We start from the raw sequence: 25,223 nt of genomic DNA, 5'->3' as shown, positions 1-25,223 counted from the left end.
TCCTCACAGGAAGGGCCGCAGCGGCACAAGGGCCTTCTCCGCCACCCGAGCCATGAGATGCCTCTCCTTCCAGTGCGGGGAGGTGAGGATCTCGCTGTGCTCGGAATCGGCCTCGAAGACCTGCTCCATCGTGCGTGCGAAGCTCTCGTCGATGATCTCCACGTTCGTCTCGTAGTTGAAGGACAGGGAGAGACGGTCGATGTTCGCCGTGCCCACCGTGGACCAGATCCCGTCCACGGTGGCGGTCTTGGCGTGGATCATCGCCGCCTCGTACAGCAGGATCGTCACCCCTGACTCCAGCAGTTCCGCGTAGAAGCCGCGGGCGGCAAAGTCCGCGACGATGTGGTTGGACCTTTTGGGGACCATCACCCGCACGTCCACCCCGCGCCGGGCCGCGGCCTGCAGCCCGCGCAGAATCTGCTGGTCCGGGATGAAGTACGGGGTGGTGATAAAGATGCGGTGCTGGGCCCGCTCGATCGCGGAGAGGTACAACTGCCGGATGGGGTACACCAGCTGGGTGGGCAGGTTCGCCGCCACCCGCACCGTCGGATCCCAGTCCTCCGGCGGGATCCACGGAACATCCTCATCATCGGGGCTCGCGTCATTCCACAGCCGCGTCATGGCGTGGCGCAGCCCCCACACCCCGGCCTCGATCTGACGCACATGCGTGTCCCGCCACTGCTTGGCATAGGTGTCGCCGATGTTGTACCCGCCCACGAAGGCGATCCGGTCATCGACCACCAGGATCTTGGAGTGGTTGAACCCGGTGTGGCGCAGCAGTCCCCGCCAGTAGGGGCGCGCGAAGGCCGGGAGGCGCCGCACCTTCACCGTGTCCGAGAAGCCCCGGTAGAACGACGGCGGCACCACGAGGTTGCCGAAGCCGTCATAGGCGACCCGCACATCCACCCCGCGTTCGCCCGCCCGGTTCACGGCATCCATGAACCGCTGACCCACGGAATCGCCCTTCCAGATGAACGTCTCCAGCAGCACCGACTCTTCCGCGGCGTCGATCGCCGCGATCATGTCGTCGTACACGGTGTCCCCGGAGGTGTAAACCGTCAGGTGCGATCCGCGCACCGTGGTCTCGAAGGTGCCCGGGTGCGGCGCCTCGCGCGTCTTGCGCTTCAGGTTCTGGATCTCATCGATCACGATGAGAGCCGTGGCCGCCACGAGCGGCGGGGCAGCCACCGCGGCCGCTCCGATCATCGCCAGGCGCCGCAGCGGGCGCTCCCCGGTGATGGCGCGGATTCGAGTCAGGATGCTCATGAGCACAGGGTATGCGGCCGCGCCCGTCCCTCGCGAGCACGCCGGAGCACCCGCAGTCGCGGAAACGGCGGGATACCGTCGACGGGACGACGCCCTGATCGACCACAGCCTTGATCGACCGCAGTGATGATCGATCACGACCCTGATTGACCGCAGCGGTGAACGACCACAGCCTTGCTCGACTGCATCTGGCAGGTGATCCTGGTCATCGACCACGGCGTCACCTGCGATCTGATGGAGGAGTTCCGATGACCCCGGCCGACACCACCCAGTCCGCGCGCATCACCGCCCTGCTCGAGGCAGTGCCTCGCAGCTCCTTCGTCGACGGCGCCTTCCTGGGCGGCAGCGCGGGACTGGAGGTGCTCGACCCGGCCACCGGTCAGGCCCTCACCAGCGTGGTCGATGCGGATGCCGCCGTCGTCGGCACCCAGGCGCTGGATGCCGCCGTGGCAGCGCAGGAGGACTGGGCGCGCACCCTCCCGCGGGAGCGCTCGCAGATCCTGCACCGTGCGTACGAGCTGTGCCATGAGCGCGCCGAGGGTCTCGCCCTGCTCATGACCCTCGAGATGGGCAAGCCGCTGGCCGAAGCTCGCGGTGAAGTGACCTACGGCGCGGAGTTCCTGCGCTGGTTCGCCGAGCAGGCGGTGCGCCTGCCCGGCTCGTTCCGCACCGCCCCCACCGCTGCCGAAGCCATCCTCACCACGAGCCGCCCCGTCGGACCGGTGCTCGCGATCACGCCATGGAACTTCCCGCTGTCGATGGGGACGCGGAAGATCGGCCCGGCGCTCGCTGCCGGGTGCACGGTGGTGCTCAAACCCGCCTCCGCCACGCCGCTGACGTCCCTGGTGCTGATGGAGATCCTGCGGGATGCGGGGGTGCCCGACGGGGTGGTGAACTGCGTGGTGACCTCGGATTCCCGCGGCCTGTCCGCCACGCTGATGGCCGATGCACGGCTCCGCAAGGTCTCCTTCACCGGCTCTACCGCGGTGGGCCGCACCCTGCTGGCCCAGGCTTCTGAGCATGTGCTGCGCTCCTCGATGGAGCTGGGTGGCAACGCCCCGTTCCTCGTGCTGCCGAGCGCCGAGATGGACACCGCGATCGCCGCGGCGATGCCCGCGAAGTTCCGCAACAACGGCGAGGCCTGCACGGCCGCGAACCGTTTCTACGTCCATTCCTCGCGCGCCGAGGAGTTCACGACGCGGCTGCGTGAGGCCACTGAGGAGCTGGTGCTGGGGCCGGGCATTGATCCGGCGAGCACCATCGGCCCCCTCATCGACGCCGCGGCGCTGAAGACCGTGGAGGAGCTCGTGGCCGATGCCGTGGAGCGTGGCGCGCGTGTGCTCACCGGCGGCCGCCGCGCCACGGCCGAGGAGCTGCCGGCCGGCTGCGCGGACGGCTTCTACTATCTGCCGACGGTGCTGGCCGATGTCCCGGCCGATGCGCGCCTGACCCGCGAGGAGATCTTCGGGCCGGTCGCTCCCGTGATCGTCCTGGACGAGGTGGAGGAGATGATCCGGGCTGCGAACCGCACCGAGTTCGGGCTCATGAGCTATGTGGTCGGGGCGGACCTCGCCGAGGTCACCGCCGTGGCCCAGCGCATCGAGTCCGGGATGGTGGCGGTGAACCTGGGTGTCGCCTCGGACCCCTCGGCCCCCTTCGGCGGTGTGAAGGAGTCGGGGCTCGGCCGCGAAGGAGGGCCGACGGGCATCGAGGAGTACCTGGAGACCACCTACGTGCGCCTGCCGCTATGAGCCGTGCGCCTGCCGCTCTGGGCAGAGCGTCAGCGGCTGTGAGCTCGGCGCTGTAGGGCCTCCGAGGTGGGGCTCAGGCCCCCTGGTAGCCGGAGAAGTGGTCCGGGTGCCCGCCGCGGCGGCCGTCCTCACCCTTGTCCAGCGCGTCGATCGCCGCGATCTCCTCCGCGGTGAGCTGCAGCTCGAGGGAGGCGAGGTTCGAGGTGATCCGCTCGGGGGTGACGGACTTGGGGATGACCACGTGCCCCTGGGCCAGGTTCCAGGCCAGCATCACCTGCGCCGGGGTGGCGCCATGCGCCTCAGCGATCCCGGTGATGACGGGATCCTCGAGCTCGCCGCCGCCCTGGCCCAGCGGGGACCAGCTCTCGGTGACGATGCCCTTGGAGGCGTGGAACTCGCGCATCTCGTGCTGCGCGAAGTAGGGGTGCAGCTCGATCTGGTTCAGCACCGGCAGCACGCCGGTCTCCTGCTCGAGCATCTCGAGGTCCTGGATGCGGAAGTTCGAGGTGCCGATGGAGCGGATGCGCCCCTGCTCCTGCAGCTCGATGAGGGTCTTCCAGGTCTCCAGCGCCAGACCGTTGGCGGGGGCGGGCCAGTGCACGAGGTACAGGTCCAGCTCCTCCAGGCCCAGGTCCTGCATGGTGCCCTCGAAGCTCTTGAGGGTCTTGTCGCGGCCCTGGTCCTGGTTGGGGACCTTGGAGGTCACGAACACCTCATCGCGCCCCAGACCGGCGCGCTTGAGCGCCTGTCCCACACCGGCCTCGTTCTCGTAGCCGCGGGCGGTGTCGACGTGGCGGTAGCCGGCCTCGAGAGCGGTGACCACCACATCGGCCGCGACATCGTTCGGGACCTGCCAGACGCCGTATCCCAGCTGCGGGATGGAACGGCCGTCGCGGAAGGACACAGCGGGGGTGGTGATCATGATGCTCCTCAGGTCGGTGACGGTCGGATCCGCACCAGGCTATCGGGCGCCGGGAGAACTCACACCCCGGTGACGCCGAGGGACAGCGGGCGCGAGCTGGGATCGGACTGCAGCCACGCCCCCAGCTGCACCGGGTGGATCGGATGCGCGTCGAGCTCATCGAGCGCAATCCAGGCGGTACCGGCCTGACCGCGATCCGGGGAGGGGCCGAGCCCCGGCTCCTCTCCCTCGGCGAGACCGCACCAGTAGACGGTGTTGACCTGGTGGAAGGGCGGGATCGGGGCGCCGCCGACCATCCGCCGCTCCATCATCACCTCATAGATCAGCGCCACCTGGTGCACCTCCACGAGCGCGCCGATCTCCTCCTCGCATTCGCGCACGAGCGCCTCCGGCTGGGATTCACGATGCTGCTGGCCACCGCCGGGCAGGGCGTACGCCTCCCCGCCGCGGTCATCGACGTAGTGGTTCAGCAGCACCTTCCCGTCGTCGATGATCAGGGCTTTCACGCCCACGCGAGGCTGGCTCATGCGTTCTGCTCCCCCGTCAGATGCTGCTCGGCCAGCGCCCGCAGCGATGCGTCATCGGGGGCTGCGAGCAGCTGCGTCACCAGCTGCTCATCGCGCAGCACACCCATCAGGCGCTGCAGGGCGGCCAGGTGCTCGCGGGCGTCGGTCAGCAGCGGCATCGCGACCAGGCGCACCGCGACCTCCCGGCCCGGCGCGGCCATCTCCCCGAAGGCCACCGGCTGAGCGAGGGTGGCGAGCGCGAGGCCGGGGCGCTGCACATGCTGCGGATCGGCGTGCGGGATCGCGGTGGGGATCGGGGTGGGCAGGCCCGTCGGGTAGGCGGCCTCCCGCTCGGCGAGCGCGCGCGGGAAGTCCGCGGAGACCACGCCGTCGTGCAGCAGCTGCGCGGCGAGGGTCTCCAGGACCTCCGCGCTGCTCGCGGCCTCGCACTGCGCGAGGACGAGGTGCAGGGCGAGAGGGGCGCGGGGCGCGGGGGTGTGCTCGTGGGTCATGGGGCTCGCTTCCGCCGGAGGTGCTCCTTAGATTCTGACACTCACGCAGCGCCGATGCGTACGCTGAGCGCAACCCGCGCGGCCCGCCCCGGCGCCGCGCGTCATCCCCGTCCCTGCAGGAGGACCCATGCCCGCGCCTCGCGATTCCGCCGTGATCGTGCGCGCGGCCCGGCTGTACTACGAGCAGGGCTGCTCGCAGACCGAGATCGCCGCGGAGCTCGGGCTGTCGCGCTCGAATGTCTCACGGATCCTCTCGCAGGCGCGCGAGCGCGGGATCGTGGAGATCACGATCCATGATCCCGACGGTCCGCCGCAGCGGGATGCCGCGCTCGAGGCGGCGCTGCGCTCAGCGTTCTCGCTGCAGGCGGTGCAGGTGGTCTCCGCCCCCCGCACCCCCGGGATCGAGGCGGTGGCGCGGGCGGGCGCGACGCTGCTGGAGCAACTGGCGCCGCAGGTGGGAAGCATCGGGGTGTCCTGGGGGCAGACGGTGCAGTCCACTGTGGCGGCGCTGCCCGCCCATCGGCTGCGTCCGGCCCCGCGGGTGCTGCCGCTCGTGGGTGGGCACAGCGCCCTGGATGAGCTGGATGCGGGCGAATCGGTGCTGCGGACTCTCGCGGACCGGCTGGGGGCGCGACCGGAGATGCTGTATGCCCCGGCGGTGCTGGAGTCGGGGACGGCCGCGGCGACGCTGCGGGCGGAGTCCTCGATCGGCTCGGTGCTGGAGGCGGCCGCGCAGGTGGAGCTCGCGCTGGTGGGCATCGGCTCGGTGGGCGTGCACTCCTCCTCGCGGATCGTCGAGCTCATGGCGCTGGATTCGGCCGAGCAGGAGCGGTTTTTCGCGCAGCGGCCGGTGGGCGATGTGTGCGGGCGGTTCGTCGATGCCTCCGGGGTGCCGCTCGGGGCGCCGACGGATCAGCGGGTGCTCGCCGTGACGTTCTCCGAGCTGCTGCGCGTCCCCCAGGTGCTGGGTGTGGCGGCCGGCGCGGAGAAGGCCGCGGGGCTCACGGGGGTGCTGCGTTCCGGGGCGATCCACACCCTCGTGGTGGACACGGAGCTGGCCCGCGCGGTGCTTGCCGGGATCTGAGAAGCGGCGGGCGCTCAGCTGCGCCCGGCGATGGCGTCGCCGATGCGGGCGGTGAGCTCGCGGTCCACCGGCAGCTCGGCCTCATCGAGGTGGGTGATGGGGCAGGCGAGTCGGCCTGAGGACAGCAGCCAGGCGCCCTGGGACTCCTTCACCTGCGCCGGGGTGAGCAGCTCCTCGGCGCACTGGCGTCCCATCGCCCGTAGCGCATCGAAAGCGCTGGTCACTGAGGTGCCGGGGAGCACTCCGGCGCTCACGGGGGTGGTGAGGAAGCGGTCCTCGCGCTGCACCAGGAGCGTGGAGGTGGGGCCTTCGAGGGCGTAGCCGTCGGAGGAGACGAACAGCACCTCCTCGGCGCCGCGGCGCTGGGCCTCGCGCAGCACCGCCATGTTCACGGCGTAGGAGAGGGTTTTCGCGCCCGCGAGCAGCCAGGGGCTGGTTGCCGGGGCGGTCGTGGACAGGCCCCTATCGAGGGTGATCACGCGCAGTCCGGCGCGGGCGGGTGCGTAGTCCTCGGCGGTGCGGGCGTGGATCCAGCAGGTGGGCTCATCGGTCCCCTCGACCCCGCGGGTGAGGGACAGGCGCACGGTGAGCTCGCGCACCGGCTCATGGGCGGCGACCGCCGCGTCGAGCGCGGCTGTGAGGACCTCGAGGTCCGGGGCGGGCAGGTCGATCATCGCGGCGGAGCGGGTCAGGCGCTCCAGGTGCGGGCGCACATTCACGAGTGTGCCGTCGAAGGCACCGAGCGTCTCGAACACGCCATCGCCGCGCGTGGCCACGAAATCGGTGACCAGCAGCTGCGGGGAGTCGATCGCGGCCAGGTGGAATGCCTCGGCGCCGTCCGGCGCGGAGCCCATCACCCCCGGCACCATGACGAGGACGTCGGATCGCCGATCGCTGCTGTTCATGACACATCTCCTGCTGCGCGGTCCCCGCCGAAGGGGCTGGAACCAGGGTAGCGCCGGGATATGTGTGCGCCGGGCTGCGCGAGGAGCGACGGCTCAGCGGGACTGGTGGCCGACGGTTCAGCCGCGGCCGATGGCCTCCCCGGCGGACGTGCCGCCACGCTGACCGAAGGCCTCCGAGAGGTAGGCCACGAGCCGCTCGAACATCGTCATGCTCTCGCCGGAGCTTTCGGCGATGAAGCGTCCGCCCAAAGAACCGCCGGTCATGCTCGCGCCGTGCTCGAGGCCCTGCGGCCCAAGGGTCGTGACCACCGGGGCGGCGGCCTCTGTCTCCCCGCCACCGACCGGAGCGCTCGCGCCACCGGAGGCACCGCCACCCCCGCCGGACGCACCGCCGCCTCCGCCGCCCGCAGCGTCACCACCGCCGGAACCCCCGGCAGCGCCGGCATCGGATGCACCCCCGCCGCCACCAGCACCCCCGCCGCTGGAGAGCTCGGATCCCGCGCCGCTGAGCGCCCCGGAGCCGATCATGTCTCCGACCCCGGTGCCGATGCCCATCCCGGTCTCGTGGTTCAGGCCGGTGCCGAGATCGCGCAGCCCCTCCCCCACGGAGCCGGCGCCCCCGGAGAGCAGGGAGGCGAGGATCCCGCCGACCAGCCCACCGAACACGGTGCCCATCAGCGCCCCGAGGAATGCGGCCCGCGCCACCGGGTTGTTCATCACGGCGCTGAGGAGCTCACCGAAGGCATCGGCCACCCCACCGCCGCCCTGGCCACCCTGGCCCTCGGGGCCGAAGGCCGAGGCGAGCACACGGGACAGCTCCTCACCCTGCGGGGTGGAGCCGAGCAGCTCGAAGGACTGCTGCAGTGCGCCCTCCCCGACGGCCGCGCCGAGCAGCGCCCCGATACCTGCTTCCACCTGCTCCTGCGGAGTTCCGCCCAGGCCAGCCCCGGCGCCACCGGAACCCGAACCGCCACCAGAGCCCGTGCCGCCGCCTGCACCGCGAGAACCGCCGCCGCCAGAGCCGGAGCCACCGCCGGAACCGGTACCGCCCCCACCACCGGCGCCCCCGCCAGCGCCTCCGGAATCATGCGCACCCAGCGTCGAGGCGCTCTCCTGCTCATCGGCGTGCTCGAGCAGCCGCCGGGCGCGATGCCGCAGCTCCACGCTGCAGTCCTGCAGGCCGGGGCGCACGGCGCCGGACCAGTCGGCGCGGAACCGGTCAGCGTCCTCGCCGAGCCACTCGACGCGGTCGATCAGGCCCGTCAGCAGGGTCTCGAGGTCCTCGACCGCGCCCGAGCGCCGCGCCACGATCTGCGACATGGTGCGCAGCGCCTCGGTATCCGCCCCCCAGAACGCGTTCATCGACCGCCGTCCCCCTTCTGTGCTCGCTGCTGCCTGTCCTACTGTGCTCCCGCCGGGCCCATCGGCCCGGGTCCCTCGTCATGACCAGCGTAGGGGCGCTGGTCACTGGCGACCATGGGGAGGAGTCCCCATGGACCGCCCCACCCCTGAACCGCCCGGCCCATAGACCGCCCGGCCTCTGGACCGCCCGGCCCCGCTCAGACCTCCGGGAGCATCTCCCGCACCCAGGCCGGCACGCGGTCCGCCCCCACCCGGGAGGCGAGCTGGTAGGCGTAGGCGCGGTCGATCCCGCCCAGGCCATCGAAGCTCCCCGGATCCTCGTCGTAGGTGAAGTCCGTGGACAGGGCGATGCGGTCCGGGTCCTCCGCCGGGCGGCGGAAGTCCAGGCGCACGGAGACAAACGCTTGCTCCTGCTCGGCGGTGGCCTGCTGCAGCGCATCCAGCAGCAGGGTGATCTGGGAATCAGTCGCGAAGGTGGCGTCGCCGCCGCTCGCGGTGCCGTCCCGGTCGGTGATGACGATCCGGCCGGCCCATTCTTCCGCATGCGGGATGAATGCCGCGCCCACCCCGGCCCAGCTCTCGGTGAGGTCCAGGGAGCTCAGCAGCACGGTGGCGAGGTCGCGCAGCAGCTCCCCTTGGCGCTCCATCGGGGATGGGCCCGGCGCTGGTGGTCCGGGGGGCATCGGCTGGTCGGTCATGGCATTCCCTCTCGGCGGTGGATCAGGCGCGCTCAGCGCGGGAAACGGGCACCGTCAGGGTAGTTGGCCAGATGATCGTCCACGATCTTCTCGCCGTCCTCGTGGATGGTCACGTCGTAGCTCTCGGGCACGTACTCCCACGGGGCGGAGCCCTTCTCCGGGCTGACCCCCTTGGGCTGTTCATCGCCCCAGTTCACGCGCGTCTCATAGGAGTAGGACTTCCCGTCGTCCTCGATCCCGTCGGCCATGAGGGTCTCGTAGGTGTAGATGGTGTCCTTGCCGCTGCGGGACTGGTTCACCTCATCCCACTGGCGGGTGTAGTTGATCTCCTCGCGGATGCCGCCCAGCTGGCGGGCCAGCACGTGGCCGGCATTGAACTCGACCGGCTCGGAGGTGCCGTCCCCGGCCATGTCCCAGCGCTCGGCGATCTTGGATTGGATGGACTGGGAGCGGGACATATCGCGGTCCACGATGACGTCCGGGACGTACATGTGCTCGGTGCGGCCCAGCTCATCGGTCTGGTAGTACGTGGACTCGTTGACGTGGTACGTCGCGTCGGGGAAGACCTCGCGCAGATTCGGGTTCATCTGCTTGCCGCCGCCGGTGGCCTCGACGTACACCACATCACCGTTGCCATCGGTGTAGTAGGTGCCGTGATCTCCCACGTCATAGCGGGTCTCGGGGTCCAGCTGCAGCGGATTGCCCTCGCTGTCCATGCCGAAGGGGACGTCATCGGCCGACGGGGCGAGCTCGTGGTCGCCATCGACGCGGACCGTGTGCTCCGTGGGCGGGGGCTCGAGCATCATCCCGGTGTCGTCATAGGCGAGCTCGCTCTCGGCGCCCACCGCATCGGAGGCGTCCGCGGCGGAGGCCGCCATGCGCTGCGCCCCGTCGAGCGGGGCGCTTGCGGCCAGCAGCTGGATCTCCCCGAGCTCCATCTCTGTCGCCGCCTCAGCAGCGGTGGCCGCGGCGCCGATCGCGGCTCCTGCTGCGCCGCCGAGGGCGCGTCCCACGGCGCCGATGGCCTCGCCGACTCCCGCCCCGCGGCCGGACTCGCCGCCCGGATCGGAGGTGGCGTCCTGCTCCTCGGCGTGATCCGTCAGCTCGCGGGAGTCCTCGCGCAGCCGCATGGCGCTGCGATCCAGGTCAGGGCGCACCCGCGCGGCCCAGTCGACGCGGAAGGCCTCCGCATCCGGGCCCTGCCAGTCCACGCTCTCGATGAGTGCGGCCAGGCGTACGGCGAGGTCGTCGATGCGCTGGGCACCGCGTTCTACGGTGCCGCCTGCCTGCCGTAGGGACTCGGTATCCGCCCCCAGGAATCCGTTCACGGCCTCTCCCCTGTTACGCCCGCTCTGCTCCGGCCGCAGCCAACCTATCGGCGGCGCTGTGGGCTGGACATGGGGAGTTCTCCCCATCCGGTACGACAGGGCTCTGGCAGGGCTGCGGGAGGACCCCGGGTGGGCCGACGGGGGTGCGCTCAGCCGTCCTGCAGGGCGATGCTCAGCCGTCCTGCAGGGTGACCACGAGCCCGTCGGCCCCGAAGCGCACATGCAGGGCGAGCGGGTCGCCCGGGGTGTCGGTGTCCATGAGGTCCACGCGGGTGCCGAGCGCGGCGCCGCGCAGATCCCAGATCGCCAGCGCCCCCGCCACCTCGGCCGCATCAGCCACCTGCTCCGCGGAGCAGGGCGCGGCCTGCGGCATGTCCGCGAGCTCGCGCATGCCCAGCAGTGCGGCGAACAGGTGCTCGTCCATGAACTGTTCGGCGGCGTCGGTGCGGGCGTCGGCGGAGTCCTCGGCGGCGGGGCCGCGCTCGGTCAGGGCCGCGAGGGTCCGCTCGAGGGCGTCCGTGAATCGGTCGAGGTAGGTGGGCAGGTCGGGGGCGGCCAGCTGCAGGGCGAGGTCCTCGCCGATGCCGTACACCGCGCCCGGGGCGCCGTGCTCATCGAGGGTGAGGATCACCGCGGCGTCGGGCGTCTCGTAGAGGGGGTAGAAGCTCGTCGGCTCCCCCAGCAGGGTGTAGGGACCCACATCGGTGCGCTCCTCGATCTGCAGGGTCAGCAGCGGTAGTTCCCGCAGCCTCACCCCGCCCAGCTCATCGGTGAGCTGTTCGAGGGCGGGCGGCGGATCAGCGGCCACCTCCGTCTCGGCGAGGGCCGCGCCGGGGATCATCTGCACATCCTCACCATGCCGCGTGGCGAGGGAGGACAGGCGGTCCAGGACGGGGCGCAGGGATGCGAGCGGCAGGGGCTCGGCGGCGGTGGGCCAGGGCAGGCGCGGGGCGGACATCGGGGTGCTCACGCGCCCAGTGTGCCAGGCGGACCGCTGCTGACCGCAGTGTCAGACGGGCTCGCCGTCGAGGGCGGGGGCGTGTTTGGATGTCCCCGCCCGCCCCGAGCACCTGGAGGTCTGATGGGACGCGAGATCGGCACCACCGAGTACACGAGATCCCAGCGCACCCGCTACCGGCGGGACCTCAAGCGCAACCTCGACCTGTTCGAGACGTTCCTGGACACCTCCGAGTTCGTCGACGAGGGCACCGTGGGCGTGGAGCTCGAGATGAACCTCGCCGAGACCGGTTCGATGGAGCCCGCGCTCGTGGCGTCGCAGGTGCTCGAGGATCTCGACGATGAGGAGTATGTCCACGAGATCGGTGCCTTCAACCTCGAGGTGAACCTTCCGGTCAGCCACCCCACCGGTCGCGGCATCGCCCAGCTCGAAGAGGATCTGGGGGCCAAGGTCGATCGGGCCGATGACGCCGCGCGGGGGCGCGGGGCCCGGGTGGTGCCCATCGGCCATCTGCCCACCATCACCGAGGACCTGTTTGCTGAGGAGAGCTGGCGCGCCCCCGGCGCTCGCTACCAGGCGCTCGAGAACTCCGTGCTCGAGGCCCGCGGGGAGGAGATCACCCTGCGGATCGAGGGCGAGGGCAAGGGGCTGGATGCGAGCTTCGACTCGATCGCCCCGGAGTCCGCGTGCACCTCGATGCAGCTGCACCTGCAGGTGCCGCCCGAGCAGTTCGCGGCCGCCTGGAACGCGGCCCAGGCGATCGCCGGTCCGCAGGTGGCGCTCGCGGCGAACTCGCCGTTCCTGTTGGGCAAGCGGCTGTGGCACGAGACCCGCATCCCCACCTTCGTGCAGGCCCTGGATACCCGGCCCATCGAGTATGCGACGCAGGGCGTGCGTCCGCGCGTGTGGTTCGGCGAACGCTGGATCACCTCGATGTTCGACCTGTTCGAGGAGAACGTGCGGCTGTTCCCCGCGCTGATCCCGGAGTCGCGGGAGATGGCGGAGGAGCCGCTGCTGACCGCAGGGGCGGCGCCGCGGCTGCATGAGCTGATGCTGCACAACGGCACCGTCTGGCGGTGGAATCGGCCGATCTACGACCCGGGGACCGACGTGCCGCATCTGCGGCTGGAGAACCGGCTGCTGCCGGCCGGGCCGACGGCCGCGGACATGGCCGCGAACGCCGCATTCTTCTACGGGCTCGCACACGCACTGGTGCATGAGCGGCGGCCGCTGTGGTCACGGATGAGCTTCGAGCAGGCCGATGAGAACTTCCACCAGTGCGCCCGCTGGGGCCTGGAGGCGCGAATCCGCTGGCCCCGCATGGGCCGCGTGCGCGTGGCGGACCTGCTGCAGGAGAAGCTGATCCCCCAGGCCGTGGAGGGGCTCAAGCACCTGGGCGCGGACCCGGATGTGGTGGACCACTACGGCGGGATCCTCTCCGAGCGCGCCCGCACCGGCCGCAACGGTGCCCGCTGGCAGATCGACACCGTCACCACCCTCGAGCTGCGCGGCGCCACCCGCGCGGAGGCACTCGCGGAGATGACCCGCCGCTACCGCGATGCGGTCAGCTCCGGGGCGCCCGTGCACGCCTGGAAGGTCCCGGCCCGGCAGCGGTGAGAGGGCGGCACTGACGCCACTCTGCTGGCCTGACATCCTGGAACTCATCGCCCCGCCAGCCTCAGCCACCACCCCGGAGACCTCATGACCACCAGCCCCACCGCTCCCCGTGCGACCCGACGCACGCTCGCCTGCGCGGCCTCGATCCTGCACGACGACGCAGCCGGGGCCTGACCACGATGGCCGCTGCTGTGCTCGGGGCGCGGCTGCACCGTTTCCGCACCGCCCCCTCGGTGCTCGCGATGCTGTGGTACCTCTCGCTGGGGCCCCTCGTCATCGCGATGTCGATCGTTCTGAGGATCTGGCGGGAGCTGCCGTGGATGCTGTGGGCCGCGGTGCCCGTCGGCGGGATCATCGGGATCTTTGCGGTGGCGTTCCTCGCCTGGAGCTGTTCGTCGTTCCTGGACCTGCACGAGCGTGGCGTGGTGGTGGGGCGGTCGCTGCTGGGCGGGGCACCGCGGGAGACGCTGTTCACGGAGATCCATCCCGCGTCGCTGCGCGTGTTCTCCTCGATCGATGACATTCGGCCCTTCCGTGGCACCTCCCGCATGATCAGCAGCGACTGGAACCTCGCCCCCGGGGCCGACCTCGCGGTCACCTTCGTGGGGCCAGATCGGCGCACAGGGCTCGGTCCCATCCCGCGCCCACCGCAGCCGGGGCGCGGGATCGTCATCTTCAGCACCCCGCAGGCACAGGTGCTCGCCGAGCAGCTGCACCGCGGCTTGGAAGCCGCGGGCTGCCCGGCCCATCTGGCCCGCTGGTCGCAGCAGTTCGGGGTCCAGGAGATCCGGGGCATCGGCGGACGCACGCATGCGCAGATCCCCGGGATGCACGTCGACTGGCACCCCTGAGCCGCTCTCGGCTCCTGCCGGGCTGATCCCACTGTCCGGCACGAGACATCGTCGGCGATGCGCGGCGGGGAGTCCTCCCCATCGCACGGCTGCATGAGGCGGTATAGCGTGTGGCCAGCAGTTCGTTCACATCGCATGGAGGACCCCTCATGAGCAACCCCTACGGGATGCCGCCCACCCCGCCGAAGAAGAGCCGCACTGGCCTGTACATCGGGTTGGCCTGCGGCTGCCTGGCACTGGTGGCGCTGCTCATCGCCGTGATCGGCGGCGGGGTGTGGTTCCTGGGCCAGAGCGGCGACACGGAGGATCCCACCTCCGGCCCCACCACGAGCGAGGAACCCATTGAGGACCCGACGGACGATCCGACGGACGATCCGACGGACGATCCGATCGATGAGCCCACCGAGGATCCGACCACCGAAGAGTCCGGGATGACGCTGTCGTCCTCGACGCCGCGCACGGCCTCCACCTTCGAGTTCGAGGGCGAGGAGAAGAAGCCTCAGCTGGACACCTTCATCATCCTCGAGCTGACGATCACGAACAATCTGGACGACACCATCGACCTGGCGGACGCCGACTTCGCGTTCTACGACACCTCCGGCAATGACGTGCACGTCAGCTACGTGACCGCTCCGCAGCAGGAGATCCTCCCCGGAGACTCCGTGCCGGTGACTCTGGTGGGGGATGCTGAGAGCGGGGTCACGGTCGCCGAGGTGGAGATGACCGATCCGGTGGGTACCGGCGGCAACCCGGTGAAGGTCCCCGCAGGTTCCTGATCTGCGGTTCCACTCCCGTCCCGGGATTCGCGCCACCGTCCGGGAACGATTTTCAGCAAATCGCCAGGCGCGGCCCAGTGATCTTCGAACTAGCACCGGTTCACTAGTGGCAACGCGTCACCGGAGGAGCCGCTGACTGAGGAGGAGCAGGCTCCGCTGATCCGGGACGCGGGGGAAAGGGATGGCCCCGGCTCGTGGGGACGAGCCGGGGCACTTTCCTGTTCAGGGCCGGTGTTCGGGGTCGGCCCGGTCAACGCGACGGGACCGGTCAGCGCCGCAGGCCCGGTCAGTGCCGCAGGTCGATGCCGAATACGCGACGGATCTGCGCGACCGCGTGGCGGGTGAAGCGACGGTCCGACGGGGTGGAGGCGAAGGGCACGAACAGCCCCGGATGCTCCGGGTGGGTGACACGGCCATGGGTGGACCCGGCACGGACCACGAACCCCGCCTGCTCCATGCGCTCCAGCAGCTCACGTCGACTTGTGGGATGGCGGGTGCCGCGGCCCCCACGGGCGGAGCGCCCGGCCGCATCCTCCGCGATCGCGAGGCTGCGCTCCACCTCCGTCGGCCGTACCGACAGCGCATAGGCGCGAGAGAACGCGCCGATCACGGCGTTGTCCACGCGCCGCACCTGCACCACGAGGGGGCCGCGCAGGAAGTGGTCGCTGGCCCCGGCATCGGCGCTCCAGGCGTCCTCCGGGTCGGCGACCGTGAGCACCACCTGCTCCCGCTCGAGCGTCTGGATGCCCACCACACGGATCTCACCGTCGTCGATCCGCAGCGGGCGCGGCACCGGCCGCGGATCGTCGGCGTCCAGGGTCACCAGCGCCTCTGAGGGGGCCGATGGAGCGCGGCGCGGCAGCTCGATCGTGCGAGCCCGGCGTCGCGGCAACGGGCCCGACGGGGAGCGCCGCGGCAGCGGGCCCGACGGGGTGGACGGGGCGGGCGCCTTCTCGGGGGTGTTCTGCGGCTCCGCGCTGCCCGGCCGTGGCACGGCGGTGTAGTCGACGGGGGTGACGCGGCGAGCGGGGTCGATGCGGCCGGCGAGATCGCGCGGGCTCGGGCGGGGTGGGGTTGCTGCCATGTGCCTTCCCTCCGCTGCTGTGGCCCTGCCGGTGTCCCCAGCATGGTGGCATGCCCGGGCGCCTGCGTCCGCCGGGCGGTGGCCGAGGGCACCCGGACCAATCGACTACCGTGGGCCCGTTCGCGCCCGTCGACGTGAGGATCTGCCCGTGAGCGCGCTGCCCACTTCCCGTCCCGCCCGTGCCCGCCTGGCCGGCGCACTGTTCGCCCTGACCCTGCTGGGCACCGCCTGCACCGGCGGCGAGGAACCGTCCCCGGCGGAGGATCCCGCCGCAGCCTCAGATGCCGGGGGTGCTTCCGATGCCGGCGGTGAGGCGGACGATACCTCCGATGGCGGCGGGGAGAGCTCGGTCGCCCTGCCGCAGGATCCCTACCCCATCACCCCCGCACCCGAGGACTTCGAGGCACCCGCGGCCTGCTCCGGTGAGGGCGCCTTCTTCGCCTCCGTGGGTGACACCGCAGAGCCCGGCCTGCCCGAACGCGCCGGGGAGACCCTCACGGTGACGGTCGTCGACATCGAGGATGATCGCGCGCTGCTGGAGGCCACCATCGGCGATGGGGAGCCGCGTGAGGTCGAGCCGATCACCCTCGGGGAGACCGTCACGATCGACCTGTGGACCCTGTCGGTGACCAGCGTGTGCGCGGACACCGAGCAGGTCGAGTTCGACCTCATCGACTGAACCGACGGGTCGGCTGAACCGCCTGCATCACTAGAATCGGCTGCACCGCGACGTCACCGATGGCGACTAGCCGCACCGGGGACGCGCCCCGGTGCGGCTGCGGCTCAGGCGCGGCGGGAGCGGCGCACCAGCCAGGTGCCCAGCAGGCCCAGGCCCGCGGCGGCCGCGGCGAGCGCACCCGCCTCCAGACCGGTGCGGGCGAGCGGCCGGGCACCGGTCGCGGTGCTGCCGGACGGGCTCGTGCCCGACGGGGCGCTGCCGCCGGTGCCGACTTCGATTACGGCTCCGGACTCGTCATCGGCGGAATCCTCATCGGCCGCATCCTCCTCGCCCGGGGTCTCGTCGTCCGGCTTCTCCTCGCCGGGCTGCTCCTCCTCGGGGGCGCTGCCGGCATCGCAGCGCTCATCCAGCAGGCCGATGCCGCGCAGGTTCGTGCCGTCGGTATCCGCGTCATCGGCGAACCAGGCCATGCGCACCCCTTCGGTGCACACATCCGTCGGCTCGAGGGCCACACCCTCGTTCGCGAACTGCTCGGGCATACCCTCTGCGCGCTCCAGCACCGGACCGGCCTCGACGGTCTTGGCGCCGAGGTTGTACTGCACCGACATGCCCTGCACCGCCTCATCGCCGAAGGCCCACAGGGTGTTGCTGGCCGCGTCGTAGTCCAGCGCCATCAGGCCATCGAGCGGCGAGGGAAGGGTGGCGAGCAGCTCCGCGGACCCATCGGCCTGCAGCGCCAGGGCATACACGTCACCGGTGTCCTCGAGCACCACGAAGGCGTAAGCCTGCGCGGCCGGGACCTCTACCCCCAGGTTCGCCATCGCCTCGGGGCCCACCATCTCGATGCCCTCGAGGCCGCCGTTGGCCGACGTGGTCGGCAGCACCTCGGTGAGGTTCCACTCGGAGACGGCCACGAGCTCCTGCTCGCTGCTGCTCGCATCGAAGGCAAGGATCGTATTGCGGCTGGTGCCCTTGGTGTCGTTGTCCCGCTCGGCGGAAACGTAGATCAGCCCGTCGGTGCCCACGGAGATGCCCTCCCCGTCGGGGGTGCCGGCGCCGTCGGCGAAGCGGGTGAGCTTGCCCCCGGTGGGCCAGCCCTCGCTCTGGCGCCAGATGCCCTCGCCGTCGCGCTCGAGGCGGGAAATCTGCCCGGCGTCATTGTTCACGGCCCACAGCACCTGGGTGCCGTCCTCGAGGATCTGCAGATCCAGGCCCGACAGGTCCTCACCCCACTCGGAGGGGTCATCGGCCGCGATGACGTTCCCATCGGTGGGCAGCGGAGTCGTCTCGAGGTCACCCTCGCCCGGACCGCAGTCGTTCTGTGCACCGGGGGTCGCGGCGCCGGAGGGCCCGTAGACGCCGTCGCACAGCGCGTTCGAGGGCAGCACATGCTCGCTCCAGGCGACCTGGCCCAGCAGCTCGCCGCTCGGGTCCTGCAGGCGCACCATGTCCTCGCCGCCCAGACCGAAGCCCAGCTCATCCCCGGTGATCAGGAGGATCTCGCCGGGCTGCAGCACGGTGCCCTCGGGGATCGTGAACACGTGCTCGTCGTCGTCATCGAGGATGCGATGGCCCGAGAGGTCCGCCGGCTGCTCGCCGAGATTGGTGAGCTCCACGAAGTCATCGCCCTTGGAGTTCGTCTCCGTGATGACCACATCGCCGCAGGCGTTCGGGGCGCCTGGGGTCGCCACGTGGCTCATGCCCGCCGTGCCCTCGGGGCCGCACAGCTGCCAGGAGGGGGCGGCGTGCGTGCCCTCCGGCCAGGCCAGACCGTCCATGAGGTAGCCGTTATCGGTGAACAGGCGGGCCTGATCGCCCTTGCCGAGGCCGAAGGGCATGCCGGTGATCTGCAGGATCTCCCCGGGGGCGAGGGTCGTGCCGGCGGGCAGCACGTGCGGGGTCTCGTTGGGGAGGTCCTTCTCATCCAGCAGGTACCAGCCGGAGAGGTCCACCTCGCGGTCGGAGACATTCATGATCTCCACCCAGTCATCCCCCTCGGAGACCGCCTCGGTGACCCGGATGGTGCCGGCATCGGGGTGGTCGCCGGGCGCCTTGGGCGCCTCGTAGGGCCCGGAGTTCTCGGCGCCCTTGGTGGGCTCGGCGGAGGCGACCACCTCGCCGTCGATCCGGATGTACGTGGTGGGGGCGTGCTCGGTCCAGGTGATCTCGTCGATCAGCGTGGTGCCGTCGGCGGCGAACAGGCGGGCCGCATCCTCGCCGCCCAGGCCGAAGTCGAACCCGCCCGGCACGGCCTTCTCGTGGTCGAGCACGAGGAAGGCGCCGGGCTCGATGACGGTCCCGGCGGGGATCTGCCAGGTGCGGTCGTCGTTGTCGTCCTTGAGGTACCAGCCGGAGACGTCCACCGGCTCAGTGCCGGTGTTCTGCAGCTCCACCCAGTCCTCCCCGCCGTCGGGGTCGGAGGACTCCACCTCGGAGATCACCACGTCCGTGTCGGCGGCCTGGGCCGGGGCGGCGCCGACCACCGCGGCGGCCAGCGGCGCGGACAGCGCGCCGGCGATCAGCAGGGCGCCGGCACGGCGCGACAGGGCGGGCAGGGAGCGCATGGGTTCTCCTTCACGGGGGTGGGATGGGCCTGCGGGATCTCACCAGATCGGTGTGAATGATCCGCGGCGCCCCGGTGGCCCGCGAGTGAACGCGGGTGTGAACGAGGACGTGATCGGGGTGAGGGGCGGATGGGGCCGACGGGGCTGGCGAGCGAGGGCCGGGGCCGACGGGGGCGCCGGGCGCAGGCATGATGGAGCACATGCCTGCTGCCGCCGCCCCGCACCGTTTCGACCTCGCTCGGATCGGAGCGGGACTGCCCGTCGGGACGCAGCAGGCGCAGCTGGAGGAGGCGGCGCGCCGGGGCGCGATGGTGGTCACCGCCCCGCCCGGCACCGGCAAGACCACGCTCGTGCCGCCGCTGGTGGCGAATCTCGTCGAGGGCACCACGCTGGTCACGCAGCCGCGGCGGGTGGCGGTGCGGGCGGCGGCCCGTCGGCTGGCCACCCTGGACGGGAGTGCGCTGGGCGGGCCGGTGGGTTTCACCGTGCGCGGGCAGCGGGAGGTGAGCGGCTCCACCCGCGTGGAGATGCTGACGCCGGGGGTGCTGCTGCGGCGGCTGCTGGCCAATCCGGAGCTGCCCGGCGTGGGGGCGGTGCTGCTGGATGAGGTGCATGAGCGGTCGCTCGAGACCGATCTGCTGCTGGGCATGCTCGCCGAGGCCCAGCAGCTGCGCGAAGATCTCCTGGTGGGGGCGATGTCCGCGACGCTCGACGCCGCCGCGGTCGCGGCCGTGCTGGAGGGCGCGGCGATCGTCGAGGTGCCAAGCGCCCTGCATCCCCTCTCGATCGAGCACGCCCCGGCGCCCGGGCCGCGGCTGGATGAGCGCGGCGTGCGCGGCGAGTACCTGGATCACCTGGCGCGGGTGACGGCGAGCGCGCACCGCAGCGCGGACGGGTCCGATGCGCTCGTGTTCGTGCCCGGGGGACGGGAGGTCGATGAGACCGTGGCCCGTCTGCGTGGGCTCGTCGGCGACGGGGTGGAGGTCCTCGCGCTGCATGGTCGGCTGCCGGCGGCGCAGCAGGACCGCGCGACGGCCGGACGGCAGCCCGGGGAGCGGCCGCGGATCGTGGTATCCACGGCAATTGCGGAGAGCTCCCTGACGGTGCCGGGCGTGCACCTGGTGGTCGATGCGGGGCTCTCGCGTGAGGTGCGGCGCGATCGCGGGCGGGACATGTCGGGCCTGGTCACGGTGAGTGCGTCGGAAGCCGCGGTGGCGCAGCGGGCCGGGCGGGCGGCGCGGCTCGGCCCCGGCCGGGCGGTGCGCGTGTTCAGCGAGGCGGAGCTTGCGGGGATGCCTGCGCAGGCGCCGCCGGAGATCACCGCCGCGGACCTCACCGATGCGGCGCTGCAGCTGGCCTGCTGGGGCACGCCGCGCGGGGAATGCCTCACGCTGCTGACCGCCCCGCCGGCCGCGGAGATCCTCGCGGCAGAGGAAACGCTGCGCGCCCTTGGGCTGGTCGATGAGCAGGGGCGGCCGACGCCCGCCGGGCAGGCGGTGGCGCGGATGCCGATCGGGGTGCGGGAGGCGCGGGCCCTGGCCGACGGCGCCGCATCCCTGCCAGGCCCGCAGGCAGCGCGACAGGCTGCCGAGGTGGTCGCGGCGGTATCCGATGACCATCGGCCGCCGGGCGCGGACCTGCCGCGGCTGCTCGCGGATCTGCGGGCGGGCCGCGCCCCGGGGGCGCCGCGGTGGCGACGGGAGCGGGACCGCCTGGGCCGCCTGGTCACGTCGCGGCGCGGGGAGCGCAGCGACATCACCGCTGGGAAAACCGCAGCGGCCACCGCCGCGGCAGAGATCACGGCCTCGACGGACGCGGAGCAGGTCGGGGCGGTGCTCGCGCTTGCCCGGCCGGAGCGGATCGCGCGCCGCACTGGGGAGGGTTCGCGCTCCTATCTGCTGGCCTCGGGGACGCGGGCGGCCCTGCCGGAGGGCAGTGGGCTGCTGGGTTGTGAGTGGCTCGTGGCCTGGGAGGTGCAGCGCGCTCGGGGGCGGGCGGCGGATGGGACCGGGGCGGTGCTGCGGGCCGCCGCACCCCTGGCGGAGGCCGATGCGCTCGCGCTTGGGGCCGGGTTGCTCGTCGAGGAGCGCTCGGCGCGTCTGGAGGGCGGTGCGGTACGGGTGCGGCAGCTGCGGCGGCTCGGCGCGATCGAGCTGGCCTCCACGCCCGTGCGGGTCCAGGGCGATGATGCGCGCGAGGCGGTGCTCGCGGCGGTGCGTGAGCAGGGGCTTGCGGCCCTCACCTGGAAGGAGTCGGCCGCGACGCTGCGGGCGCGGCTCGCACTGCTGCACCGAGAGCTCGGGGCACCGTGGCCGGCGATGGATGAGGCGGCGCTGCTGGAGCAGCTGGAGGTCTGGCTCGCCCCGCAGCTCGGGGCCCGGAGCACGAACCTCGCCGCCGTGGATGTGACCGGGGGTCTGCGGCTGCTGCTGCCCTGGCCGGAGGCATCGGCCCTCGATGAGCTGGTGCCGGAGCGGCTGCCGGTGCCCTCGGGGCGGACCGCACGGATTCAGTACCCGGACCCGGAGGATCCGACGGGCCGCTGCGTCGTGGCGGCGAAGCTGCAGGAGCTGTTCGGGCTGGCGGAGACCCCGCGCCTGGTGGGCGGGCGGGTGCCGGTGCTGTTCCACCTGCTCTCCCCCGCCGGTCGGCCCCTTGCTGTCACTGATGACCTGCGGTCCTTTTGGGACGGCCCCTACCAGCAGGTGCGCAAGGAGATGCGCGGCCGCTACCCCAAGCACCCGTGGCCCGAGGACCCCTGGACAGCGCCAGCCACCGCCCGCACCACGCGGCGCCGGGGCTGAACCGTCGGCTCAGGTCACGGGCGGCGGTCCGGGCACTGAGCGCCCGGTCCGACGCGCGGCGTATCAGGTGGTGATGGTCGTGGTGGAGACCACGGTCGTCGCCACGATCACCGCCGTCATCGCCTCATCGATGATCCGCTTCACGGCCTTGGCCTCGGGAGACTCGACCTTCAGCGCGGCGATGGCCTTCTCGAGGTCCCGTCGGCCCATCTCCGGAACGTCGTCCTTGAGGATCCGGTGCGCGATCCCGAGGCCGCGCAGCAGCTCCAGCAGGATCCCGTCCTGCAGGCTGGCCTGCCGCGGCTCGCGCACGGCGCGGGCCAGTCGAGCGCGCAGCGCGGTCTCGACGGTGTCGTCGTGCGTGGGCCAGGTGGTGGTGAACCAGCCGTCCTTGCGCTGCACCACCCCGTCGGCCGCGAAGGACTCCCCGATCACCTCGGTGAGATCCATCGACCGGTGGCCGATCACGGACTTCACGGCCTTGCCGTCGAGATCCGCGAGAGCCCCGAGGGCCTGGTCGAGAGTGGGCAGGTCCGTGGGCACCGTGTCGCGGACCTGGACCTTCGGGTTGCGGCCCTCCGTGAGCGCGATCTTCTCGCGCAGCACAAGCTCAGCGATGGCTGCGCCCGCGAGGGCCTGGCGGCGGTAGGAGGTGGAGTCCTGGCGGCCGGAGTCGGTGGTCAGCAGCAGGAACAGCTCTCCGGGGATCGTATGCGTCGTCATGACCCCACCCTTGCAGGCGCTCCGCCGCACCGAATCCGACGATCGTCGGACCCCGCCCCTGCTCCCGGGTGGGATCCAGCGGGCATCTGGCACCATGAGGGCCATGCGTCTGATCCGGACCCCATCCCGCCTGTACCGTCTGCTGGCCCTGGCCGAGATGGTCACCTGGACCCTGCTGCTGCTCGGCATGCTGCTGAAGTACGCGCTGCAGGTCACCGAGGTGGGGGTGCGGATCGGCGGGAGCCTGCACGGCTTCGTGTTCCTGTCCTATGTGGTGGTGACGGTGCTGGTCGCGATCGATCAGCGCTGGAGCCTCGGGCGCCTGGCGATGGGGCTGGGCTCCGCCCTGGTCCCGTATCTCACGGTCCCCTTCGAGCGCTGGGCGCACCGGAAGGGCCTGCTCGGGGACTCCTGGCGGCTGCGCGAGGACGCCCCGCGCTCGTTCCCGGAGAAGGTGGTCGCCCTCGCGCTGCGCCATCCGCTGCTCGCCGGCCTGATCGCGATCGTAATGGTCGCGGTGGTGTTCTCGCTGCTGCTGATGGCGGGCCCGCCCACGGAGTGGTTCGCCTGATCAGCCCGGCGATCGGGGTCAGCGCGGCCTGATGAGCGGGTCGATCTGCACGCTCCCGCCGCCGCGCAGGTGCAGCCGGCCCAGGTGCGTGACGGGCACCGCCTCCGCCAGGCGCGGCACCTGCGGCTGATCCGGCTCCGGCGGCAGCGCCTCCCCGAAGCACACCCCGCAGCCCAGCATCGCGACGGCCTGCGCACGCCGCGCCTCCCAGTCGATCTGCGCCTCCTGCGAGGCGCGGATCCAGGGGCCGCCGACGGGCCGACAGGGCCCGCAGCCGTCCTCGCCCTGCAGCGGGCACTGCGCGGGCCGGGCCGTGACCTGCAGCTGGAGCCCCTCCAGCACGGGGACCCGCGGGTCCGCGCCGGTGGGGTGGACGTCGAGCCCGTCCGGCCCGATCCGCAGCACCGCCACCTGTCCGAGCTCCCGCGCGGCCGCCAGCGCGCTCTCGAGCGCCTGGTCCGGATGGGCGCCCAGCAGGTCCTCGCGCGTCGCGACGGCCGGCTCGTACCACTCCCGGCGAGGGCCGACGAACGCTCCGCGACCGACGATCCCGCCCCTCGCCCGCAGCGCCGCCGCCACGGCGGGGACGCGGAACCAGCCCCAGCGCGGGGAGAGCGGACGCCGCCGAGGAGCCCCGATCGGAGCCCCGACCTCCACCCCTTCCCGGCTGGGACGGGCCGGCGCAGCGCTCTCGCCCTGCACCTCCTCGGGCGGTCGCCGGCCGGACAGGTCGCCGACCAGCCCCACGCCCTCTCCGTCCACCGGCAGCACGGGCCCGAGAGCGGGCACCACCAGCCAGGCGTGCTCAAGCACGAGCGGCGGCCGTGCGGCGAGCGTGCGGCGCACCGTCTCCCGTGCCGGCGGCACCGTCGGCTCCCGCCGCCGGAAGCCAGGCTCGTCCTCCGGCGTCTCGTCGGCCGGGGGCGTGTCGTCCACCCGTGCCGTCACCGCCCCGACCCCGGGCAGGGACAGCTCGACGAGCTGGTCGCGCCAGCTCGCGACGTGCTCATCGAGGGAGGCGTCGTCACGGGACATGTCCCGGAGGCTAGCGCGGAGGTGCGACAGCCGACTGCCCGGCTCGTAGACTCCGGGGGTGCGGTGCCACCACTTCGACTCCGGCGCGTGCGGGTCCTGCACGCTGCTGGACCTCCCCCGCCCGCGGCAGCTCGCCCGCGGCCGCGAGCACGTCGAGCAGCTGCTCGCCCCGCATCTCGCGCCGGGCACGATCTGGTCGGAGCCGATCGTCGGCGCGGAGCGGGGCTTCCGCGCCCGCGGGAAAATGGCCGTCGGCGGCACCGCCCAGGCGCCGTTGCTGACCCTGCCCGGGCAGTCCCGCGGCGCGGACCTGTGCGACTGCCCGCTGTACCCCGCAGGCGTGGAGGCGGTGCTCACCGGCGCGAAGGAGCTGATCCGCCGCGCCCAGATCCCCCCGTATGACGTCGCACGCCGCCGCGGCGAAATCAAGAACGTGCTGGTCACAACCACGCCCGACGGAGAGCATCAGCTGCGGTTCGTACTGCGCAGCGACAAGGCCCTGCCGCGGCTCGTCGAGCATCTGCCGCGCCTGCTCAAGGCCCACCCCTCGGTCATCGCCGTCAGCGCGAACCTGCATCCCGAGCACACCACCGCCGTGGAGGGCGCGACGGAGATCCCGTTGCACGGGCCCGCAGCGATCCCGGTGCGCACCGGGGACGTGACGCTGTTCGCGCCGCCGGGCTCCTTCCTACAGACCCACACCGAGGTGGCTGGGCAGCTGTATCGGCAGGCCGCCGCGTGGATCGCCGCACTGCCCGCGGCCCGCCACGCGGGGATGCGCATCTGGGATCTGTACTGCGGGCTCGGGGGCTTCGCCCTGCACGCGGCGCGCGCCCTCCCGTCGGCCCTCATCACCGGGGTGGAGGTCTCCGCCGCCGCGATCGCTGGGGCGCGAGAGGGGGCCGACGCGCTCGGCGCGGAGCACACAACGTTCCTGGCCGGAGACGCCACCCAGTGGGCCAAAGAGACAACTCAAGGGGCCGACGGGCCGCCCGACGCCGTGATCGTGAACCCGCCGCGGCGCGGGCTCGGCGAGGAGCTCACCACCTGGCTCGAGGGCTCCGGGGTGACGGATGTCGTGTATTCGAGCTGCAACCCCACCACCCTCGCCGCAGACCTCGCTCAGATGCCGTCCTACCGGATCGCCCAGGCGCGATACGTGGACATGTTCCCGCACACCCGGCACGCGGAGGTGCTGACCCGGCTCGTGCGGACGTGAGGCCAGCG

22 protein-coding genes are annotated in these 25,223 nt (G+C 72.1%); 9 read left to right on the top strand and 13 right to left on the bottom strand.

What is annotated here, in order from left to right:
* Positions 1-3: 3 nt before the first annotated feature.
* Complete coding sequence (locus CJ197_RS11340; RefSeq protein WP_102236864.1) at positions 4-1,266, bottom strand: phosphatidylserine/phosphatidylglycerophosphate/cardiolipin synthase family protein; 1,263 nt, start codon at positions 1,264-1,266, stop codon at positions 4-6.
* Between the two features lie 248 nt (positions 1,267-1,514).
* Here CJ197_RS11340 and CJ197_RS11335 point away from each other — a divergent pair, with 248 nt between their 5' ends.
* Complete coding sequence (locus CJ197_RS11335) at positions 1,515-3,017, top strand: NAD-dependent succinate-semialdehyde dehydrogenase (RefSeq protein ID WP_102236863.1); 1,503 nt, start codon at positions 1,515-1,517, stop codon at positions 3,015-3,017.
* Positions 3,018-3,090: 73 nt separating this feature from the next.
* Here the strand turns inward: CJ197_RS11335 and CJ197_RS11330 are convergent, their stop codons facing one another.
* From CJ197_RS11330 to CJ197_RS11320, 3 genes are read right to left on the bottom strand one after another with little or no spacing between them, the layout of a single operon-like run.
* Positions 3,091-3,939 (bottom strand): aldo/keto reductase, encoded by an 849-nt coding sequence (locus CJ197_RS11330; RefSeq protein ID WP_102236862.1) that lies wholly within the window; start codon positions 3,937-3,939, stop codon positions 3,091-3,093.
* Between the two features lie 59 nt (positions 3,940-3,998).
* Positions 3,999-4,466 (bottom strand): NUDIX domain-containing protein, encoded by a 468-nt coding sequence (locus tag CJ197_RS11325; RefSeq protein WP_102236861.1) that lies wholly within the window; start codon positions 4,464-4,466, stop codon positions 3,999-4,001.
* Positions 4,463-4,957 (bottom strand): PTS sugar transporter subunit IIA, encoded by a 495-nt coding sequence (locus tag CJ197_RS11320; protein WP_102236860.1) that lies wholly within the window; start codon positions 4,955-4,957, stop codon positions 4,463-4,465. Before CJ197_RS11320 ends, CJ197_RS11325 begins: the two co-directional genes overlap by 4 nt.
* Before the next feature lie 127 nt (positions 4,958-5,084).
* Here CJ197_RS11320 and CJ197_RS11315 point away from each other — a divergent pair, with 127 nt between their 5' ends.
* Positions 5,085-6,041, top strand: a complete 957-nt coding sequence (locus CJ197_RS11315; protein WP_102236859.1) for a sugar-binding transcriptional regulator — start codon at positions 5,085-5,087, stop codon at positions 6,039-6,041.
* A gap of 14 nt (positions 6,042-6,055) precedes the next feature.
* On the opposite strand, the gene CJ197_RS11310 is transcribed toward CJ197_RS11315, so the two are convergent.
* The 5 genes from CJ197_RS11310 to CJ197_RS11290 all read right to left on the bottom strand — a co-directional run bounded on the left by CJ197_RS11310 (position 6,056) and on the right by CJ197_RS11290 (position 11,304).
* On the bottom strand, positions 6,056-6,946 hold the full coding sequence (locus tag CJ197_RS11310; protein ID WP_102236858.1) for an aminotransferase class IV: 891 nt from the start codon (positions 6,944-6,946) through the stop codon (positions 6,056-6,058).
* Between the two features lie 117 nt (positions 6,947-7,063).
* A complete protein-coding gene (locus CJ197_RS11305; RefSeq protein WP_102236857.1) occupies positions 7,064-8,308 on the bottom strand; it encodes a hypothetical protein in 1,245 nt (414 codons plus the stop codon).
* 197 nt (positions 8,309-8,505) lie between these two features.
* Positions 8,506-9,006 (bottom strand): hypothetical protein, encoded by a 501-nt coding sequence (locus tag CJ197_RS11300; RefSeq protein WP_102236856.1) that lies wholly within the window; start codon positions 9,004-9,006, stop codon positions 8,506-8,508.
* Positions 9,007-9,038: 32 nt separating this feature from the next.
* Positions 9,039-10,334: a DNA/RNA non-specific endonuclease gene (locus tag CJ197_RS11295; protein ID WP_102236855.1), complete on the bottom strand. Its 1,296-nt coding sequence runs from the start codon at positions 10,332-10,334 to the stop codon at positions 9,039-9,041.
* Positions 10,335-10,506: 172 nt separating this feature from the next.
* Positions 10,507-11,304 carry a hypothetical protein gene (locus CJ197_RS11290; protein WP_233190877.1) on the bottom strand — a complete coding sequence of 266 codons (798 nt, stop codon included), beginning with the start codon at positions 11,302-11,304 and terminating at the stop codon, positions 10,507-10,509.
* Between the two features lie 111 nt (positions 11,305-11,415).
* On the opposite strand from CJ197_RS11290, the gene CJ197_RS11285 reads away from it, so the two are divergent.
* From CJ197_RS11285 to CJ197_RS15190, 3 genes are all read left to right on the top strand, one after another.
* Entirely contained in the window at positions 11,416-12,909 is a 1,494-nt protein-coding gene (locus CJ197_RS11285; protein ID WP_102236853.1) for a glutamate--cysteine ligase, read from the top strand.
* A 179-nt stretch (positions 12,910-13,088) separates the two neighbouring features.
* Positions 13,089-13,760 carry a hypothetical protein gene (locus CJ197_RS11280; protein ID WP_102236852.1) on the top strand — a complete coding sequence of 224 codons (672 nt, stop codon included), beginning with the start codon at positions 13,089-13,091 and terminating at the stop codon, positions 13,758-13,760.
* Between the two features lie 149 nt (positions 13,761-13,909).
* Positions 13,910-14,536, top strand: a complete 627-nt coding sequence (locus CJ197_RS15190; protein WP_158239464.1) for a hypothetical protein — start codon at positions 13,910-13,912, stop codon at positions 14,534-14,536.
* Between the two features lie 286 nt (positions 14,537-14,822).
* Here CJ197_RS15190 and CJ197_RS11265 read toward each other — a convergent pair whose 3' ends face one another.
* A complete protein-coding gene (locus CJ197_RS11265) occupies positions 14,823-15,620 on the bottom strand; it encodes a hypothetical protein (RefSeq protein WP_102236849.1) in 798 nt (265 codons plus the stop codon).
* Positions 15,621-15,768: 148 nt separating this feature from the next.
* Here CJ197_RS11265 and CJ197_RS11260 point away from each other — a divergent pair, with 148 nt between their 5' ends.
* The gene (locus CJ197_RS11260) at positions 15,769-16,299 is read left to right on the top strand and encodes a hypothetical protein (protein ID WP_102236848.1); all 531 of its coding nucleotides are present in this window, start codon (positions 15,769-15,771) and stop codon (positions 16,297-16,299) included.
* Between the two features lie 104 nt (positions 16,300-16,403).
* Here the strand turns inward: CJ197_RS11260 and CJ197_RS11255 are convergent, their stop codons facing one another.
* Complete coding sequence (locus tag CJ197_RS11255; protein ID WP_102236847.1) at positions 16,404-18,863, bottom strand: lamin tail domain-containing protein; 2,460 nt, start codon at positions 18,861-18,863, stop codon at positions 16,404-16,406.
* Positions 18,864-19,063: 200 nt separating this feature from the next.
* On the opposite strand from CJ197_RS11255, the gene hrpB reads away from it, so the two are divergent.
* Complete coding sequence (gene hrpB, locus CJ197_RS11250; protein WP_102236846.1) at positions 19,064-21,667, top strand: ATP-dependent helicase HrpB; 2,604 nt, start codon at positions 19,064-19,066, stop codon at positions 21,665-21,667.
* Positions 21,668-21,730: 63 nt separating this feature from the next.
* Here hrpB and CJ197_RS11245 read toward each other — a convergent pair whose 3' ends face one another.
* The gene (locus CJ197_RS11245; protein ID WP_102236845.1) at positions 21,731-22,390 is read right to left on the bottom strand and encodes a GPP34 family phosphoprotein; all 660 of its coding nucleotides are present in this window, start codon (positions 22,388-22,390) and stop codon (positions 21,731-21,733) included.
* A gap of 103 nt (positions 22,391-22,493) precedes the next feature.
* Between CJ197_RS11245 and CJ197_RS11240 the strand changes: the two genes are divergently transcribed.
* Positions 22,494-22,961, top strand: coding sequence for a DUF3817 domain-containing protein (locus tag CJ197_RS11240; RefSeq protein WP_102236844.1), 468 nt, complete (start codon positions 22,494-22,496; stop codon positions 22,959-22,961).
* Between the two features lie 18 nt (positions 22,962-22,979).
* Here CJ197_RS11240 and CJ197_RS11235 read toward each other — a convergent pair whose 3' ends face one another.
* Positions 22,980-23,996, bottom strand: a complete 1,017-nt coding sequence (locus CJ197_RS11235) for a hypothetical protein (protein WP_102236843.1) — start codon at positions 23,994-23,996, stop codon at positions 22,980-22,982.
* A 58-nt stretch (positions 23,997-24,054) separates the two neighbouring features.
* Between CJ197_RS11235 and CJ197_RS11230 the strand changes: the two genes are divergently transcribed.
* Positions 24,055-25,215, top strand: coding sequence for a methyltransferase domain-containing protein (locus tag CJ197_RS11230; RefSeq protein WP_102236842.1), 1,161 nt, complete (start codon positions 24,055-24,057; stop codon positions 25,213-25,215).
* Positions 25,216-25,223 lie beyond the last annotated feature (8 nt).

Source organism: Brachybacterium sp. UMB0905 (genome assembly GCF_002871795.1).
GTDB lineage: Bacteria > Actinomycetota > Actinomycetes > Actinomycetales > Dermabacteraceae > Brachybacterium.
The sequence above is the reverse complement of the archived record's forward strand: the minus strand, read 5'-3'. Positions and strand labels throughout refer to the sequence as shown.